Here is a 19006-nt window from a genome sequence, read left to right as displayed (position 1 = left end):
ACAAGCATAAATTAAAAACCACAGGTTTAATTGCTTTATTGATAACAGACAAATGAATAAACTAATCATTGGAGGTGTCGCATTGATGTTGGGTATTGCTTCTTGTAAAAAACCAGCAATTAATAAATCTCCTGAACTTGTTTCAACAACCACAGACTCGTTAAAAAAAGGAACTTCGAATGTTGTAGTAGCTCCTACCATAGACTCTTCGAAAGTAAGTGTGGATAATGCTCCGAAAACAGAAGATACGGAAATCGAAAAGGTAAGCGTCGATGAAGTTGATTTTAAGTATCTTAAAGGAAAAGCTAAAGTAGGAATCAAAAGTGCAGATGTAAACCAGACGGTGAATATGGACATTCGTGCCAAGAAAGATAGCGTGATTTGGTTAAACTTGTCTGTTCCGGGACTTCCTGTTTCAATTGCAACAGCCGTTTTTACGAAAGATTCTGTAAAAATTCATAACAAGTACGAAGGGTCCTATAATGAGTATAGATATGACCATTTTTCAGAAAAATTCAAGTTCAATTTGACCTTTGATATTCTTCAAGCTTTGATTGTAGGAAATCGTCCTTTCAAGAAAAATAAATCAAGAGTTATTCGTGAAAATGAATACTTTTTGCTCAAACAACACGAAGGCAAAGTACAGATTGATAATTACATTGGTCAGGATAAAAAGCTAAAAAAGCTTTTAGTAACACAAGATGTAACCAATACCAAACTTGAAATGGATTTTGCTGATTTTACAGCACTGAATAATACGCTTTTTCCGCTTTCAAACTTGATTACAGTTGAGTATAAATCGGAGAAAGACCAGAAAATTTATCAGACAGTAATCAATATCAAGCATACCAAAGTCGAGTTGTTAGACGAGCCATTACAGTTTCCTTTTAAAGTGCCAGAAAAGCTTTTGAAGAAAAATTAAAACTTAATAAGATAAGCTTTAAGCAATATTGTCTTTAAAGCTTATCTTGCATTTTTTAACGAATTCAACATATTGCTGATAATCCTAATTTGCCCATATCACTAACACTATTGAATCAAAACCTTAAGTAAGTAAATGAAGTTATTTATTTGAAGTCAGCACAGTGCTGATAAACTCATTTTTTACTTATTTAGGTAACAGAATAAACTCAATTAATAGCATATCTGTGTCATACTTCGATTCAAATAACGGATATACGATTAATGGATACCATCTTGTTACTTATCTACTAATAGTGTGAAATGGCCGTGGTGAATTTGGCTTTCAAAATTTCATAAATACCTAAAGCCATTATAGCACAAGTGCAACATATCTACCGAATGAAGGCAGCCCTGAGAGTATTCACAGGACTGTTTGTTGTTTTCTTGGGGTTATACCTCACTCCTACGTATGCGCAGCAAACCAAGCGCAAGAAAATAAATCGAGCTAAACTAGAAGCAGAAAAGCAGGCTAACATTCGTAAGATCAATGAGCTTAATGCAATCATTGCTAAAACCGAGCAAAAAAAGGAAGTGAGTGTTGGCAAACTCAATGCTTTGGGTGAGCGTATCAATAAACAAAGCAAGCAGATCAACCTTCTGACCGAAAATCAAGAGCTTTTGGATATGGAAGTAAGTGAATTAACCCGTGAAAGTGGTCAGCTTTCAGGAAATTTGGAAAAACTCAAGCAAGAGTATGCCAAAATGGTTTTTAATGCTGCTAAAGTAAGTAACAAGTATAATCAGTTAAGTTTTTTGTTTTCGGCTCCATCATTTAACAAGCTTGTCAAGCGATACAAATATCTTCGTCAATACTCCGAATCAAGAATACGGCAAGCTACATTGATTGAAAGTGTAAGAGAAGAATTGAGGTTGGAACAATTAAAGATTCTTCAGAAAAAGCAAGAACAAGCCAATGTTTTGAAAGAAAAAATTCAAGAAACTCAAAATCTTGAAGATTTGAAGGTCAAGCAAACTGGCGTAGTGGCAGAGCTGAACCAAAAAGAACAACAGTTAAAAGAACAACTTGATGCCAATAAGAGAGCTGTCGAAAAATTAGAAAACATGATAGCGCAGATGGTAGAAAGAGAAATAAAACGCTCTCAGCAACGAATCAAGAATAGAGCAAAAGATACCAATAATGCAAATTCTGAAAGTAAAATTAGTTCCAAAACTATTGAGCTAAGTCCAGAAGAACGCAAAGTAGCGACGTCATTTTCACAACTAAAAGGTCGAATGCCGTGGCCAGTACAAAGTGGTTTTATTTCTGACCGTTTTGGCGTACATAATCACCCTGTTTTAAGAGGCGTCAAGCTCAACAATGATGGAGTCGATATTCAGACCAATTCGGGTAACTCTGTTTATGCCGTTTACGATGGAATTGTGCGTTCGGTAGTAAATATTCAGGGCGTTAATACCATTGTAGCTATTCAGCACGGAGACTACTTTACGGTTTATGGCAAATTATCGAATGTTGTGGTGCGCGAAGGGCAAAGTGTATCATCAAGCCAAAAAATAGGACAAGTCGCAACCGATGGAGATGGAACCTCAGAAATCAAATTTCAGGTTTGGAAAAACAATGCAAAACAGAATCCAGAATCTTGGCTAAGAAATCGCTAAATGTGTTTTATAAGGTATTAAGATAGAAGGAGTTTTAACTATTTTTACGGAAATAAAGGACCTAAAAAGACGAAAAAAAAGCAGTTTTTGGTCTATACTCCAAAAGATTACAGAAAAACCTTTAAAATTCCAATAGAATTCATAATTTTGCAGTCCAAATTTTTACTAGCCTACAAAGGTCAATTTGATAGATAGAAGAAATACTTTGAAGAGGAAAAGGTTCATTTACCAACTAAATACAAAATTACATAGAAAGTTGTTTATTAATATATTTTACAAGTTTGGTAAACAACCCTAAACGAATAATTACAAAACCCCAATGGCAAAAAAAGAAGAACACAAAAACCTTGAATTTTTGGAGAGTCCAGAAGGATTAAAGCAAGAATTAGGACACGACATCGAAAAAGTACAACAAGCCGTAGAAAAAAATAAAGGTTTAGTTTCTGGTGTAGCTGGTGCGATTATCGTAGCAGTGATTGGCTATTTCGGTTATAAATATTATGTTTCAACTCAAGATGAAGCAGCACAAGCGAAAATGTTTAATGCTGTTTACAAATTTGAAGCTGATTCAAACAAAGTAGCGGCACAAGAGTTTTCTAAATTAGCGAATGAGTTCGGCGGACATGCTGGTAACTTAGCTAATTTTTATGCAGGTGTTGCAGAGTTGAAAGAAGGTAAATATGATGCTGCTATCGACCACCTTAAGTCATTCAGTAGCTCAGATTTATTGGTTCAAGCTCGTGCATACTCTTTAATTGGAGATGCTTACGCTGAGAAAAAATCTTTCGGCGATGCTATCGACTATTACAAAAAAGCTTCTGAGTACAAATCAAACAAATTCTTTACTCCATCCTATTTGATGAAGTTGGCTGCTGCTTACGAAGCAAACAAGCAAAACAAAGAAGCTTTGGATGTTTACAACGAAATCGTAGAGAAGTACGCAGAGTCAGCTGAATATATCAACGCCAAGAAATACAAGGCGGTGTTAGAAGGCTCTGTCTCTGAATAAGAAATAAATCAAAATATTGATTACATCAGAAGGGATAAGAGCTTAAGTTCTTGTCCCTTTTTTGTTATAACTTTTACAAAACAATCATAGAATGTCATCGGCCCACAAGAATCTTAGTATTTTTTCGACAGATAATTTACCAGATATTACAGAAAAAAGATTTGCTATCGTTGTAGCAGAATGGAACGAAGAAGTTACCAACGCATTGGCAGATGGTGCTCACAATACACTTTTGACTTATGGCGCAAAAGAAGATAACATCTTACGTGTTACAGTACCAGGAAGTTATGAACTAAGCTATGGAGCACAAAAAATGGCTCAACGTGACGACATCGATGCGGTTATTTGTATCGGCTGTGTAATCCAAGGCGAAACCAAACACAACGATTATATCAATCATGCCGTTGCACAAGGACTTACCAATGTAAGTTTGAAATATGACAAACCTGTTGTATTTGGTGTGTTAACGCCAAATACCGAGCAACAAGCCCTTGATCGTGCGGGAGGTATTCATGGCAATAAAGGTGACGAAGCAGCCATTACAGCAGTTAAAATGTTGAAGTTTTAAGCGTAAAATATAAATGGGAAAAGGTTCTGCCCATTACCACGACAATCTCAATCATATAATAACCAGAAAATCAATAATTCATAATAACAATGCAAGTTTGGAAATTTGGGGGAACTTCCGTAGGGAAGCCCGAGCGAATGCACTCGATTAGAAATTTGATTACCGAAGATAGCACACGTAAAATCGTGGTATTGTCAGCTCTTTCGGGAACCACAAACGCCTTGATTTCGATTGGTGAATCATTAAAGGCGAATAATGATGCAGAGGCAACTCAAAAAATCGAAGAGTTGTACGCACATTATGAAACATTTATCAAAGAACTTTACAAAACTCCTGCTGGATACGCAGAAGGTAAAGCAATCATTGATAAAGAATTTTCATTCATTCGCTCGTTGGTAAGCATCAAACCTTTTAGCGTAAAGCAAGAAAAAGAAATCGTTGCTGAAGGTGAATTGCTTTCAACTCAAATGTTCGAAGCATACTTGCGTGAAGAAGGCATCAATGCCGTATTGTTGCCAGCATTGGACTTTATGTTAATCGATGCAGATAATGAGCCTGTATTGAAGTTTACAGAAGAGAAATTGAGTTCTATCCTTTCACAATTAGAGGATAAACAAGTCTTTATTACACAAGGATTTATCTGCCGTAACCCACGTGGCGAAGTAGATAACCTTAAGCGTGGAGGCTCTGACTATACCGCTTCATTGATTGGGGGGGCTATTGTAGCTGATGAAGTTCAAATCTGGACAGATATCGACGGTATGCACAACAATGACCCACGAATTGTGAAAAAAACATTCCCAATTCGCGAGTTGACATTCGAAGAAGCTGCTGAATTAGCTTATTTTGGGGCTAAAATTTTGCACCCAAGCACGATTACTCCTGCAAAATTGAAAGGTGTGCCAGTACGTTTGAAAAATACAATGGAACCTTCTGCTTATGGTACTTTGATTGCGGACAAAACTTCTGACCGTGAAATCAAAGCTATTGCAGCGAAAGATAATCTTACGGCTATTTATATCCACTCTACTCGTATGTTAAATGCTTACGGCTTTTTGCGTAAAGTATTTGAAGTATTCGAGAAATACAAAACGCCAGTGGATATGATTACTACTTCTGAGGTATCGGTATCGGTAACAATCGACAGCGATGAACACTTGGAAGAAATCATGGCAGAATTAAGACAATTTGCTGACTTAGAAGAATGCGACAAAGATCAAACTATCGTTTGTATCGTGGGTAATTTCTCGGCAGACAAAGAAGGAATTGCCTTGAAAGTATTGGATGCCATGAAAAACATCCCTATTCGCATGATATCCTACGGTGCGTCCGAGCACAATATCTCCTTGTTGATTCACGGCAAGCACAAGGCAGAAGCGCTAAATGCACTTAACGAGCGTTGTTTTTTATATGAAGATGCTATGAAAAGCATTTTCTCAGCGCCCTAAGTGATAAAAAGCAATAAATACTAATAGCCGTGTCGTCAGAAGCTTACGCCACGGCTATTTTTTTTATCTTTGTTCTCACAAAAAAATAAAAGCAAATGAAACTATCAAAAATCGAAATAAAAGGCCTTTTCGACATATTTGATTATTCTATTCCTCTTCATAATGAAGAGAGCTTGTCTATTATTACAGGACCAAATGGTTTTGGAAAGACTATGATTTTGAATATCATTGATAGTTTGTTTAATAATAATCTTGCGTTTTTTCAAACTCTGGTTTTTGGGAGTATTTTGATAGAAACCGAAGATAAGACCAAACTTTCCCTAGTGAAAGATCAAGATTATGTATTACTACAATTAGAAAAACATGATATTGTTTTAGCTAATTATAAACTAGAACAAAATATTAATAAACTTTTTAGTGCTGAGGAACAAGACAATCAGTTATCAATTTTTTATCAAAAACTGAATGAAGTTTTAGAGTCGCCCAAAGTTCACCTTATTAAAGAGCAACGATTAATTAATAGAAGTTCACTCTTTGTAAGTGGCAATTTATTAGATCAAGATGAAGAAGAATTGACAATCGATACGATTCATAGATGTGCTATTGAATTAAAAGGATTACTAGATAGATATACACAGCAGTCTTATATTATCAATCAGCAAATAGATAGTACTTTTCCCAAAAGATTACTTACTGAAAACGAAAAAATATCAATTGAAGAGTTTAATAATCGTTTCAGAATACTTAGAATGAAACATGAAAAACTTCAATCTTTTGGGCTTATGGAAAGTATTCAAGAAATACCAATCTATGATGAAAGGAATGCTAATGTGCTGTTAGTTTATTTGAAAGATTCAGAAGATAAGATTAAAGTTTTTGAGGGATTGTTGGCAAGGTTAGAGCTTTTTACCAGTATCTTAAACAGTAGTCGATTTATTTATAAAACGATTAAGATAGACCGAAAAAAGGGATTTGTTTTTATTACCAATAAAGGTAAAGAATTAAAATTAACAGAACTTTCATCTGGCGAACAACATGAGGTTGTGATGTTATACGAGCTAATCTTTAAGACTACCCTAAATACGTTAGTACTAATAGACGAACCGGAGCTTTCGTTACATGTGACTTGGCAAAAAGGTTTTTTGAACGACATTTTGCAAATAATGAAGCTTCAGAAAATGCAAGTCATTATAGCGACACATTCGCCGCAAATTATCAATGATAGATGGGACTTAGTATTTAATTTAGAAACTTAATCATTGTGATGAAAAAAGAAGACATTACACCTGCCCAAAAAATAACAGAACTACGCCTCGATATGTCTCACCCTTTAAATAAAGAGAAAGTATTTATTTTACTGGAAGGGGAAAGTGATGTGAGATTTTATCGAAAATTCTTTTATCCTGATATTACAAAGGTAGAATACATTCCTGGCGGAAAAAACTCTTTAGAGCAAGGTATAAAACTACTAAGTAATAAATCAAAGCTGATGGGTATCAGAGATGCTGATTTTTTACATTTGGAAGGGATAAAAAGTACTTACAGTAATTTGTTTCTTTCGGATTACCACGATGAAGAAATGATGATTGTGGCAAATAAGGATGCAATTTATTCAGTAATTAGTGAATACAATGGAACTATTAGGTATAGTGAAATGAATGAGTTTGTAACAAAACTCCTGAATGCAATCCAATTTATTGGGTATTTGAGGTGGTATAATGAAAGAAATGAATGCGAGTTTAGATTTTCTCCTTTAAATATTAGCAACTTTGTTGATAAAGAATCTTTGATAGTTTATGGGGAAACGCAAATAATAGAAAAAATACTTGCATTTTCTCCCAATGCAAAGAATAGAAATATTGAAAGTATTATAAGTGGTGTAAAAGCCTTGTATCACGACTCTCATAATTTGCTTCAAGTATGCAACGGGCATGATTTTATGAAAGTTTTAGCATTTTTCTGTTCAGGAAATGGTAAAGATATAAGTGAAAAAAATATTGCTGCTCAATGTCGCATTAGCTACAGCCTTGAGCATTTCAAACAAACTCAGCTATTTCGGGATACCTCCAACTGGGCTTTGCAAAACAACTGTGTCATATATCGCTAGTATATAATTAGAATCCATGTTACAAATTCAACAAATCAAGGAAAACAAAGAAGCCACTATTGCTGGCTTGAAAAAGAAGCATTTTAAAAATGCTGAAGAAGCCGTTGAGCAAATCATCGCGTTGGATGATAAGCGTCGCGAAACCCAAAATGAGTTAGACTCCACTCTTGCTAAATCAAACGCTTTGGCCAAAGAGATTGGCGGTTTGATGAAAGCTGGTAAAAAAGAAGAAGCCGAAGCTGCTAAAGCTGAAACTTCTACCTTGAAAACTCGCTCTAAAGAATTGGATGAGACGCTAAAATCTATCGAATCTGAGCTTTATGAGGTATTGGTAACTTTGCCAAACTTACCACATAGCAGTGTTCCTGAAGGTAAAACGCCAGAAGAAAATGAGGTAATTCTTGAAAATGGTACTATCCCAACTCTTGCTGAAGACGCTTTGGCTCACTGGGACTTGATTAAGAAATACGATATTATTGATTTCGAATTAGGAAATAAAATCACAGGGGCTGGTTTCCCAGTGTATAAAGGAAAAGGTGCTCGTATCCAACGTGCGTTGATTAACTTTTTCTTGGACGAAGCTATTGCTGCGGGTTACGCCGAAGTACAACCTCCTATCTTGATTAACAAGGATTCTGGCTTTGGTACTGGTCAATTACCTGATAAGGATGGACAAATGTACCATGCAACTGTAGATGATTTGTATTTGATTCCAACGGCTGAGGTGCCTATTACCAACTTGTATCGTGATGTGATTTTGCAAGAAGCAGAATTGCCTGTTAAAAACGCAGGTTATACACCATGTTTCCGTCGTGAGGCGGGATCTTGGGGCGCTCATGTTCGTGGACTAAACCGCTTGCACCAATTCGATAAAGTAGAAATTGTACGTATCGAAAAGCCTGAAAATTCTTATGCTGCTTTGGAAGAAATGTCATTGCACGTACAAGGTTTGTTGCAAAAGTTAGAATTGCCATACCGTGTGCTTCGTCTTTGTGGTGGTGATATGAGCTTCACATCTGCTTTGACGTACGATATGGAAGTATTCTCTGGTGCACAAAAACGTTGGTTGGAGGTTAGTTCTGTATCTAACTTCGAAACATACCAAGCTAACCGTTTGAAACTTCGTATGAAAACAGAAGGAAAGTCTCAGTTGTTGCATACGCTTAATGGTTCGGCATTGGCTTTACCACGTATTTTGGCAGCTATTCTCGAAAATAACCAAACACCAGAAGGTATTCGTATTCCAAAAGCATTGGTACCATACTGTGGATTTGATATAATTGCGTAGGTAATGGTGAATGAGTGAATTGCGAATTAGTGAATATTTTTATTTGAATTTTACACATAGAGACTAATGATTTGTGTCTCTCATGCTAAAACACAAATTTTATAAAATCACTAATTCACAATTCACAACCCACTAAATATCTGTGGAAAATTACCTGACAAGCCTATTTTGTTTCATGTAAAACGTACAAATCTGGTAAATTTCTTCCTAAACCATCATAGTCTAGTCCGTAACCTAATACAAAACGATTTTCAAGCTCAAAGCCCAAATAGGCTATGTCAATCGGCGTTTTGAGTGCTTCTGGTTTTTGGAATAAAGATGCAACTTTTAGAGATTTAGGATTTTTACCTAATAGTTGTTCCTGTATTTTGTCCATTGTAAGCCCTGTATCGATAATATCTTCAAGAATAATTACATCACGATCAGTGATGTCCTCTTTTAAACCTAATACTTCTGTTATTTTTCCTGTCGAAGTGGTCGAGTGATAAGATGAAACACGTAAGAACGTGATTTCACAATCGATAGATACAGACTTCATGAGCTCGGCAGCAAATAGAAAAGATCCATTCAAAATCGCTAAGAAAATCGGGCATTTACCTTCATAATCTTTACTGATTTCTTGTGCCATTCGGCGTATTTTATCCTCAATGATTTCTTGCTTAATAAAAATTTCGAACTGCTTGTCGTGAAGTTGGATGATTGGTTTCATCGGATTGGTCTCGTTATAATAGAATAAATCAAAAAGTGAAATTACTGTCTATCAGGCAATATTCAAGATTTTGAAGAAATTTTTTAATTAGTTTTTAATATTTCAAATAAGATTTACGTTAACTACTTGAGTAGCTTGCAAGCCTCCCACTGATTGTTGTATGCCTAAGGAAGGGTTAATCCCAATATTCACCGACTAATTGTGGATAACAGGACGATATATCTTCAAAAGTGTGATAATTTTGAATCCGAAAAATAAACCAACTCAATCAACCAAGCCAAGTGAATACTATGAAGTCCCTAATTGCTTTTTTGTGTAGTGTATTATTGCTCATCAATACGAGCCAAGCTCAATGGTGGAAAGATACCGAAAAAGCCGAACAAGAGCGTTCGAAAGGAATGCTTTTGCTGACTACAGAGGTGCAGATTGAGGCTACCACGGCCATCAATCACATGTATAATTTTAAATTTTACGAAGCAGAAAGAGAATTTAATTATTTGAAAATCAAACATCCTAATCATCCCCTACCTGATTTTTTGTTGGGATTGATGGAATGGTGGAAAATTGTACCAAATACTGACAACGTACTTTATGACGAAAAGTGTTTGGAATATATGGACGAAAGTATCAGAAAAGCCGAATTGATTTGGGACGATACCGAAAACCCCGAAGCAGCCTTTTTTATGGCAGCAGCGTATGCATTTAAAGGACGTTTGCATTCAGAGCGTAAACATTGGACAAAGGCGACATTAGCAGCAAAAAATGCCTTAAAATACTTAGATAAGTCAAGAAGTTTCTCGGATTTTAGTCCAGAGCTGATGTTTGGCGATGGTTTGTACAATTATTACTTCCAGTATGTCAAAGATAATTACCCATTGCTCCGCCCTGTGCTTTGGCTATTTCCGAAAGGTGATAAACCCAAAGGTATTGGCCAACTCGAAAAGGTGAGCTATAATGCTTTTTATACTCGTACTGAAGCTCGCTATTTCTTACTTCAGATTTATGGGATGGAGAACATGAATGAGAAGGCCTATGAGTTGTCAAAATACACACATGAGACTTATCCTGACAATCCATTTTTTCATCGATTCCACGCGCGCTCGGCATTTGTAGCAGGTCGTGTGGCTGAGGCAGAGAAAGAAGCCAAAAGCATTTTACAAAAAATCGAGGAGCATTATCCTGGCTACGAAGGCGTAAGTGGACGCTATGCCAGTTATATTTTGGGTTATTATGCCTTCAATTATAACCGTGATTATACAGAGGCTAAGAAATATTACCAAAAAACCATCGATTTTGCCACATTAACCAACTCGACAAAATCTGGATATTACCTTTCGTCGAAACTAACTTTAGGTAAAATAGCCTCAATGGAGAAAGATTATGACAAGGCTATTGATTATTTTAAAGAAGTATTGGACGACTCCGAACGTAAATCTAGCCAGCATGATGAAGCTAAAAAGTTGATTTCTGAAACTAAAAAATTACGCCGTAAGAGTAGATAATCATTGCGTATAACTTAAGAAGGTGAGTGCCCAAATCCCTGTAAAAGAAATCCTTTTGCAGGGATTTATTCTTTATACCGATAGCTATTGATTTTTTAGAAATACAAAAACTGTTTCCATAAACTCAAATTAGTGCTATAATTCGTGCTATTTAATTGATTTTATTTATATTTACTATTCAGACAAATTCAGAATTTAATCGTTTTGAGTTTAATACACTACTTTTGAAAGCTTTCTAAATGTGAAGAAAACGATTATATGACTGTCAAATACCTTTTTAAATACCAATAAACCTAATAGCCAAAATTTTCATCAACTGCCAAAGATTTTAAGATTGATTGTAGCTATTCGCCTCCGAAGCTACTAAAATGAGTTTGATAGGTTTTATCTTCCTTACTGAGAACCAGTCAGCTTAAAGTTTATAACATTAACAGATGTCTTTGAGAGCCCTCAAAGACTTAAACAACTTGTAAATCGTATGAAAGTTTCTACAATACAGCCTTTTCAAATTATCTATACGATACTAAGCCATGAGTATCTTGGATATTTATTTGAGGCTTTTGTAGTACAATTGGACGCCAAAGGCGAACTTACTTTATTGAATCAAAATATTTCTACTAAAAATATCCGTGAATTTTGTGAAGGACTTAACGAATATCAACCCGATGAAAATGATTTTAAGTTGGTCAAACTAATCGACTCAATTCAGCAGGATGCTATCTTCAAAAAATTTGGTGGAACAAAAAAACGGACTATTGTAGATTTTTTTTTAAAAACATACGACCCTCAAAAAGGTGATAAAGCTTTACAAGAGCTTATCACTGACTATATCGAGCGCGTAAAAGCTGAAATCATGCCTTTGTTGCTCAACAAGCAGCTTTTCATTATGGGAAGCGATGGTAATCCTGTGTGGCAAAAAGTGGATGTATTGTCTGATAAGGCAACAGTTCTTTTTCATTTTATGCGAAATACTGATAATACACACTATTTTCCAACGATTAAATATGATGGACTGAAAGTGGATTTTCAGTACAAAAATGCTTTTATCGTTTGTGAAGAACCAGCATGGATGATTTTGGAGAATAAGTTATATCACTTTGAAAAAGATGTCGATGGAAAAAAACTGCGTCCTTTTCTCAAAAAGAAATTTATTATAATTCCTAAGAGTATAGAGGAGGATTATTATCGAAAGTTCGTGACGTCAATCATCACTATGTTCGATGTTTATGCTAAAGGATTTGATATACACTCCGAAAATTATCGTTGTGTGCCTGTTTTGAGTATTTCTGAACAGAAAGTTAAAAACCAATTGGTACTTGTTGATAGCGATTCCAATGCGACAGAAGAGGATACAAGCGAAACACAAGTTGTTTTGAGTCTGGCCTTTCAGTACGGAAAATATACTTTCCGATTTGATAGTTTCTCGGCGTCGTCCAATGTAAGTATGGAAAAGAAGGGCGATGACTATATTTTCCATAAAGTAAAAAGAGATTTACCATTAGAAAAAGAGAAGTTAAAAGTGTTGCAAAGTTTGGGAATGAGTCTCCAAAACGGTAAAATGCTTTTACCTAAAACGGAAGCTTTTTCTTGGCTACAGGCTAGTTATCCACAATTAATCGAAGCTGGATTTGAAATCTCACAACAAGTAGAATCTGACGGAAAGAAATACTTTTTGGGTTATTCTAAAATCGAGGTTACCATCACTGAAGGCAACGACTGGTTTGATATTCATACTTTGGTAAAATTTGGAGATTTTGAAATACCATTCCTAAAACTCCGCAATTTGATTCTTCAGCGAAAGAAAGAATTTGCTTTACCCAATGGCGAAATTGCGGTTATTCCAGAGGTATGGTTTACGCAATACTCAGAACTATTTGCCTTTGTTGAGCATCATCACAATGATGGTTTTATTCTAAAAAAACATCATTTGTCTTTGGTGCAAGATATGGAACGTGATTCGTTAGCAACAACAATCATGAGCCGAAAACTGCAAAAACTCCGTGATTTTGAAGAAATTCAAGAGTATAGCGTTCCCAAAGGTTTTGCTGGGAACCTTCGCCCCTACCAAAAAGCAGGCTATGATTGGATGCGCTTTTTGAATGATTACAACTTCGGTGGTTGCTTGGCGGATGATATGGGTTTGGGAAAAACGGTTCAAACTTTGGCACTTTTGCAGTCTCAAAAAGAAAGTGGTGTTGCCAGTCCATCGTTATTGGTCATGCCTACTTCCCTAATTTATAACTGGGAGGCCGAAGCACGTAAATTTGCTCCAGAACTTAAGGTTTTGACCTATACAGGTACTTATCGTGATAAAAATATCGAGCAATTTGACAATTATGATGTGGTTTTGACTTCGTATGGCATCGTACGAATTGATATAGATATTCTCAAAAATTATCGTTTTCATTACGCCATTTTAGATGAATCTCAGTCTATCAAAAACCCTTCGTCGTTTATTACCAAAGCTGTTATGCAATTGAATACTCGACATAGGCTGGTATTGACTGGCACTCCGCTCGAAAATAGTACAATGGATTTATGGTCACAAATGACCTTTGTTAATCCAGGGTTGTTGGGTACGCAACATTTTTTCAAAAACGAATTTCAAATTCCGATTGAAAAGAAAAGTGATGAACTCAAAATACAGCGCCTTTATTCGATTATCAAGCCCTTTATGCTGAGAAGGCATAAATCTCAAGTGGCAACCGAATTGCCTCCCAAAATCGAAAGTATCCATTATGCAAAAATGACCGAATTACAGGAAAAAGAATACGAAGAGGCAAAATCCTACTATCGTAATCTAATCTTGGAGCATATCGATACCGAAGGGATGGCAAAATCTCAAATGGTTGTTTTGCAAGGCTTGACTAAACTTCGCCAGATTGCTAATCACCCACGCCTTACCGATCACGAGTACGATGGCGATTCTGGCAAATTAGATGATGTATTAGAAAAACTCGAAACAGTCCTGGAAGAGGGACATAAAGTTTTGATTTTTAGCCAATTTGTAAAGCACTTGGATTTGTTTAGAGAGCGCCTCGACAAAGAAAATCGCCAATACGCTTATCTGGATGGAAGTACCTACGACCGCCAAGCACAAGTAGAGTTATTTCAACAAAATGATGATGTGAAAATCTTCCTCATTTCATTAAAAGCGGGAGGTTTAGGGCTCAATCTTACCGCAGCGGATTATGTGTTTATTTTAGATCCGTGGTGGAATCCCGCTATTGAAGCGCAAGCGGTAGATAGGGCTCACCGAATTGGGCAAGTAAAAACGGTATTTACCTATAAGTTTATTACCAAAAATACAGTAGAAGAAAAGATTTTATCATTACAACAAAACAAACAAAAATTAGCCTCAGAGCTTATTACAACTGAAGAGCATTTTGTGAAATCTTTGAGTAAAGATGATGTAATAGCTTTATTAGAGTAGTGATAGATAGAGTTAATCTTCCAGAATATTACCCATAAAAGTATTTTTGCAAGCAAAAGAGAGCAATAATAGCACAATTGCCCAACGAAGATAATTATGGTAGAAATCACGTAGATTTTTATAACGATTCTGCTTGATTTCTACTTTTTCTAAACGGTTAATTTCTTTAAAAATATTCTCCAAAGAACGTGCATCCGTCGCTCGGAAGAATTTGCCATTACCAATCGTAGCAATATTCCTGAGGGCACTTTCATCTACTTTTTCGGTATTGATTTTGTTTGAGCCCACAGCAATCGTGTATAATTTCATCCCAAAAGCACGAGCCATTTGTGCCGAAAGTACAGGGTCAAGGTTTCCCGCAGTATTGTCTCCATCTGAAAGCAAAATAATCACCTTAGATTTAGAGGTAATTTCTCTCATTCGATTGATACACATACCTAAGGCATTGCCAAGCGCTGTGCCAGAGGTGGCAATCAACGAAGGGTGAATTTCATCGATATAGTCCTTAAGCATATCATAATCATTGGTCAGTGGGCAAAGCGAAAAAGGTTCTCCTGCAAAAATGACCATCCCAATTCTATCCTGAAAACGTCCTTCGATAAACTTTTTGGCGACTTTTTTGGCAACTCCCAATCTACTGGGAGGAATATCTGTAGCCTCCATTGAAGCCGAAATATCCAATGCCAACATAATGTCGATGCCTTCCGAAACTTCTTCCTGCGTAGAAATAGCCCTCTGAGGACGAGCTAAGGCTACTAAAATTAGCATAATACTCAAAACAAGCAATAGTCCAGGAACAAACCGAAGAGCACTAATCCAGCTTGAGCGAAATTGCTGCGCTGGAAATGCAACGTTGAGTTTTTGTACATTGTTACCAACAATCCAGTTACGAATAATGAACAAAAAAGGTATGGCAGGAATACAGTACAGATAGAATGGTTGTGCCCATTCAAAGGATGAAAGAGTTTGAATACTAAACCAATATTTTGAATACCAAGCCTCCATGTGCTATTAATTGCTGAGAAATGAATGTTAAATTGATAGAAATCAAGTTAACATTAAACAGGACTATCGATAAGGTCTTGACGATGTTCGCGATAAAGACCTTCGGCTAGTTCTTGTAAAATTGCTAAAGATGAAACCGTTTTTCTAGAAAAGTTACCTCCATAAATTGTTGCGTCAATTTCTCGCAGTGCATCAGGCAAACGAGCATCTTTGATATTGTCAAGAATCTCTTTGGTGGTAAATGTGGTAAAAGGCTTTTCCTCAAGACGTTCAATATATTTTTTCCAAAGTACAAGCGCTTTTTCTACGTTTTCTAATCTCCTATTTAATTCATTGGTGTCTTTGCTAAGTCGCTGAAATACACGCTGATATTCGTCGAATCTTCTGCGAAACTGAAACAGTTTGATTTGCCGTTTGATGGGTTTTCCAAACAACCAAAAAATAATCATACCAAAAGCTCCTAAGCCCATAAAGACCATAATCATCAAAGGATAATTGGCTTGTTGAGTCAAATGAATCGGCAGAGTATCCATTTTGAGTTTTAAGGTGTCTATTTTTGTTTTAGCAGGAATCATCGATTGGAAGTAAATCGAGTCCTCAAGTGGCATCACTTTGGTACAATCATTTGTAGTACGAATATATACAGGTAATTGAAGCTTCTGAATAGGTACTACATCGAATGAAATTAAGGTATATATAACACTATCAAGACTAATACCTTTTTGTGTAGAAGTGGGAGTATATTCACGTTTGACTAGCTCGAATGGCGCAAAGTTGTAAGTAGAATCAGGAAAAAAAACATCAAATTTTTCAGGATGTTTAAAACTTAAAACATATTTGATAGGAATGCCTATTCCGATACTATCTTCGATAAATTTACCCTTTACTTGTGCCCAAGCTGATGTATGAGCTAGAAATAAAGCCCATACCAGACCAAAGACCTTGGTATAACGATAGATATTTTGAGAGGATAATAGCTTCATAACAGTTTTGCCTACTTATTTTTTGCGCACTTTAAATAATTTAATGAGCTTGTTGACGTAATCTTCGGAGGCATCAATGGATAAATAATTGGCTTTATTTTGTTTACAAAGCTGTTCAAGTGTTTTAGAGTTATCTTCAAAAAGATTTTTCATTCGATTTCTAAACCAGCTAGAGGATGCGTTGACCCAAATCGTTTTTTTACTCTCGGTATCAAATACAGGGATAATCCCTAAACGAGGTAAGTTGGTTTCGCGTTGATCGTACAAATGAATCACTACTAGGTCGTGTTTTCGAGCAAGTGCCTTTAGGTTTTCTTCGTATCCTGTATCTATAAAATCTGAAACTACAAAAATAAGACTACGGCGCTTGATAACTTCTAGGCCAAATAAAACCATTTTTTTAAGGTTAGTTCCAGCAGATTCAGGTTTGAGCTTGAAAAGCTCCAGAATCGTCCTGTAGCCATGTTTGAGTGTGTTGGCAGGTTTGATATATTTTTCTTTTTGGTCCGAAAAACACAGTAATCCTACGTGACTAGCCTCTTTGATAGCAGATAGCGTAAGAACGCCACAAATTTCTTTAGCAGTATCTAATTTTGAGCGATCAGAGCGTCCTACATCCTGTGAGGCGCTTACATCGACCATAAAAAAAACAGTTTGTTCTTTTTCTTCTTTGAAGATTTTGACAAAAGTACCATGCCCTTTGGCTGTGGTATTCCAGTCGATTAGGCGAACGTCGTCGCCATATTGATATAATCGTAAGTCGCTGAATTCTAGTCCAGAACCTTTAAACACAGAGTTGAAATTACCTCGCATTTGGGAGGTAACCGCTTTGCGAATACGAATTTCGAATTTATGTAATTTCGCTAAAAAAGCCTGTGGGTTCATAGCCTTCTGAGTAGATGGAGTTATTGCTGTTTAATGTAAATAACTCGAAACGCTGAAAGGAGTTCACACTTTTATAAAGTGAACCAAGTACTTGTAGATAAAAGTGTTAATAATTCCTAATTATCCAAGAATTGCTTTAAAACTACCTAAAATCCCTGTAATTTTGAAATGTGAGAGCAAGAATTCTTCTACTGATAGGGCTTTTGTCGGCATGTAGTACATCCGATAAACCCGATAATTTGATTCCAGAAGACAAGATGATACGTCTTCTGGAAGAGGTACATATCGCTGAAAACCAAGTGAATAATTTGCACTTGGGCAGTGCTGATTCGTCATTGATAGTCTATAAAGGACTTGAAAAAGAAATTTTCAAGAAATATGGTGTCGATACGGCTATTTACCGTGAAAGCTTTAAATATTATGTGGCTCAGCCAGAACAATTTAAAACGATGTACACTAAAGTAGTAAAAGACCTTGAAGTTCAAAATGAACGCTATTTAAAAAAACAACGTGCTTCTAAACCTGACACAACCAAGAAGCCAATCTGATATAAGGTAATATGATATTTTAGAATGACACCATGAGCATACCTAAGGGAGAATGTAAAAATTAGTTTTAGAATCATCTGACAAAACACTATGATTTTAAACTTATTTTAGGGATTTGTTCAAATATTGTGTCGTTATATCATTCTACTAATACAATAACATTGTGCTCTAAAGCTTTTGTAAAAGAGCCATTAAAATCGTTTTATCAATGAACAATCGTATCGTCATTATCCCAACGTACAACGAAATTGAAAATATTGAAGCTATCATTCACAAGGTAATGAGTCTTGAACCCAGTTTTGACTTGTTAATTGTAGATGATGGCTCTCCTGATGGGACTGGCCTCAAAGTAAAAGAATTACAAGTACAATACGGTGAAAGACTTCATTTGCAAGAACGAAAGGGAAAACTAGGACTAGGAACAGCCTATATCCATGGGTTCAAATATGCGTTGGCTCGTGGTTTTGAATATATTTTTGAAATGGATGCCGACTTTTCTCACAATCCTGATGATTTAGTTCGTCTTTATAACGCTTGTGCTGTTGGAGGTGCTGATTTAGCTATAGGTTCACGTTATATCAAGGGTGTTAACGTTGTAAACTGGCCAATGGGGCGTGTTTTGATGTCTTATTTTGCAGGATACTATGTACGCTTTATTACTCAGATGACGATCATGGATGTCACAGCAGGTTTTAAGTGCTACCGTGATACCGTTTTAAAAACAATAGATCTTGATAAAATTCGATTTGTAGGATATGCCTTTCAAGTAGAAATGAAGTTTACTACTTGGAAATACGGCTTCAAAATCGAAGAAGTTCCAATAATCTTTACCGACCGTACCAAAGGAGAATCCAAAATGTCAGCTAATATCTTTAAGGAAGCTGTATTTGGGGTTATTCAGATGAAATGGTTGAGTTTATTCAAATCATACAAACGCTAGT

The 19006-nt window shown here is 36.0% G+C and carries 16 protein-coding genes; 12 read left to right on the top strand and 4 right to left on the bottom strand.

Annotation, left to right across the window (positions count from 1 at the left end):
• Positions 1 to 52: 52 nt before the first annotated feature.
• From lolB1 to serS, 8 genes are all read left to right on the top strand, one after another.
• Positions 53 to 922: a lipoprotein insertase outer membrane protein LolB1 gene (gene lolB1 / locus QM491_RS06045; RefSeq protein WP_283326401.1), complete on the top strand. Its 870-nt coding sequence runs from the start codon at positions 53 to 55 to the stop codon at positions 920 to 922.
• A 380-nt stretch (positions 923 to 1302) separates the two neighbouring features.
• On the top strand, positions 1303 to 2580 hold the full coding sequence (locus QM491_RS06040; protein ID WP_283326399.1) for a murein hydrolase activator EnvC family protein: 1278 nt from the start codon (positions 1303 to 1305) through the stop codon (positions 2578 to 2580).
• A 319-nt stretch (positions 2581 to 2899) separates the two neighbouring features.
• Positions 2900 to 3589 (top strand): tetratricopeptide repeat protein, encoded by a 690-nt coding sequence (locus QM491_RS06035; RefSeq protein ID WP_283326398.1) that lies wholly within the window; start codon positions 2900 to 2902, stop codon positions 3587 to 3589.
• A gap of 91 nt (positions 3590 to 3680) precedes the next feature.
• Positions 3681 to 4157 carry a 6,7-dimethyl-8-ribityllumazine synthase gene (ribH, locus tag QM491_RS06030; RefSeq protein WP_283326396.1) on the top strand — a complete coding sequence of 159 codons (477 nt, stop codon included), beginning with the start codon at positions 3681 to 3683 and terminating at the stop codon, positions 4155 to 4157.
• 89 nt (positions 4158 to 4246) lie between these two features.
• Positions 4247 to 5605: an aspartate kinase gene (locus QM491_RS06025; protein ID WP_283326395.1), complete on the top strand. Its 1359-nt coding sequence runs from the start codon at positions 4247 to 4249 to the stop codon at positions 5603 to 5605.
• A gap of 95 nt (positions 5606 to 5700) precedes the next feature.
• Complete coding sequence (locus QM491_RS06020; RefSeq protein WP_283326393.1) at positions 5701 to 6861, top strand: AAA family ATPase; 1161 nt, start codon at positions 5701 to 5703, stop codon at positions 6859 to 6861.
• A gap of 8 nt (positions 6862 to 6869) precedes the next feature.
• Complete coding sequence (locus QM491_RS06015) at positions 6870 to 7712, top strand: DUF4435 domain-containing protein (protein ID WP_283326392.1); 843 nt, start codon at positions 6870 to 6872, stop codon at positions 7710 to 7712.
• 16 nt (positions 7713 to 7728) lie between these two features.
• Entirely contained in the window at positions 7729 to 9000 is a 1272-nt protein-coding gene (serS, locus tag QM491_RS06010) for a serine--tRNA ligase (RefSeq protein WP_283326390.1), read from the top strand.
• A 163-nt stretch (positions 9001 to 9163) separates the two neighbouring features.
• Here the strand turns inward: serS and hpt are convergent, their stop codons facing one another.
• Complete coding sequence (hpt, locus tag QM491_RS06005) at positions 9164 to 9709, bottom strand: hypoxanthine phosphoribosyltransferase (RefSeq protein WP_310589549.1); 546 nt, start codon at positions 9707 to 9709, stop codon at positions 9164 to 9166.
• A 290-nt stretch (positions 9710 to 9999) separates the two neighbouring features.
• On the opposite strand from hpt, the gene QM491_RS06000 reads away from it, so the two are divergent.
• Together QM491_RS06000 and QM491_RS05995 are read left to right on the top strand one after the other, a co-directional pair.
• Positions 10000 to 11211: a tetratricopeptide repeat protein gene (locus QM491_RS06000; protein ID WP_283326389.1), complete on the top strand. Its 1212-nt coding sequence runs from the start codon at positions 10000 to 10002 to the stop codon at positions 11209 to 11211.
• Positions 11212 to 11689: 478 nt separating this feature from the next.
• Positions 11690 to 14644, top strand: a complete 2955-nt coding sequence (locus tag QM491_RS05995; RefSeq protein WP_283326387.1) for a DEAD/DEAH box helicase — start codon at positions 11690 to 11692, stop codon at positions 14642 to 14644.
• Positions 14645 to 14656: 12 nt separating this feature from the next.
• Here QM491_RS05995 and QM491_RS05990 read toward each other — a convergent pair whose 3' ends face one another.
• The 3 genes from QM491_RS05990 to QM491_RS05980 are packed head-to-tail and all read right to left on the bottom strand — an operon-like array spanning position 14657 to position 17517.
• Positions 14657 to 15649: a VWA domain-containing protein gene (locus tag QM491_RS05990; RefSeq protein ID WP_283326386.1), complete on the bottom strand. Its 993-nt coding sequence runs from the start codon at positions 15647 to 15649 to the stop codon at positions 14657 to 14659.
• Positions 15650 to 15702: 53 nt separating this feature from the next.
• Positions 15703 to 16632: a hypothetical protein gene (locus QM491_RS05985; RefSeq protein WP_283326384.1), complete on the bottom strand. Its 930-nt coding sequence runs from the start codon at positions 16630 to 16632 to the stop codon at positions 15703 to 15705.
• 15 nt (positions 16633 to 16647) lie between these two features.
• Entirely contained in the window at positions 16648 to 17517 is an 870-nt protein-coding gene (locus QM491_RS05980; RefSeq protein WP_283326382.1) for a DUF58 domain-containing protein, read from the bottom strand.
• A 170-nt stretch (positions 17518 to 17687) separates the two neighbouring features.
• Here QM491_RS05980 and QM491_RS05975 point away from each other — a divergent pair, with 170 nt between their 5' ends.
• Both QM491_RS05975 and QM491_RS05970 read left to right on the top strand, forming a co-directional pair.
• Positions 17688 to 18065: a DUF4296 domain-containing protein gene (locus QM491_RS05975; RefSeq protein WP_283326381.1), complete on the top strand. Its 378-nt coding sequence runs from the start codon at positions 17688 to 17690 to the stop codon at positions 18063 to 18065.
• 208 nt (positions 18066 to 18273) lie between these two features.
• Positions 18274 to 19005 (top strand): polyprenol monophosphomannose synthase, encoded by a 732-nt coding sequence (locus QM491_RS05970; RefSeq protein WP_283326379.1) that lies wholly within the window; start codon positions 18274 to 18276, stop codon positions 19003 to 19005.
• Position 19006: the final 1 nt, after the last annotated feature.

Origin of the sequence: Flectobacillus longus (assembly GCF_030056705.1) — a bacterium.
Classification (GTDB): Bacteria; Bacteroidota; Bacteroidia; order Cytophagales; family Spirosomataceae; genus Flectobacillus; species Flectobacillus longus.
The sequence above is the reverse complement of the archived record's forward strand: the minus strand, read 5'-3'. Positions and strand labels throughout refer to the sequence as shown.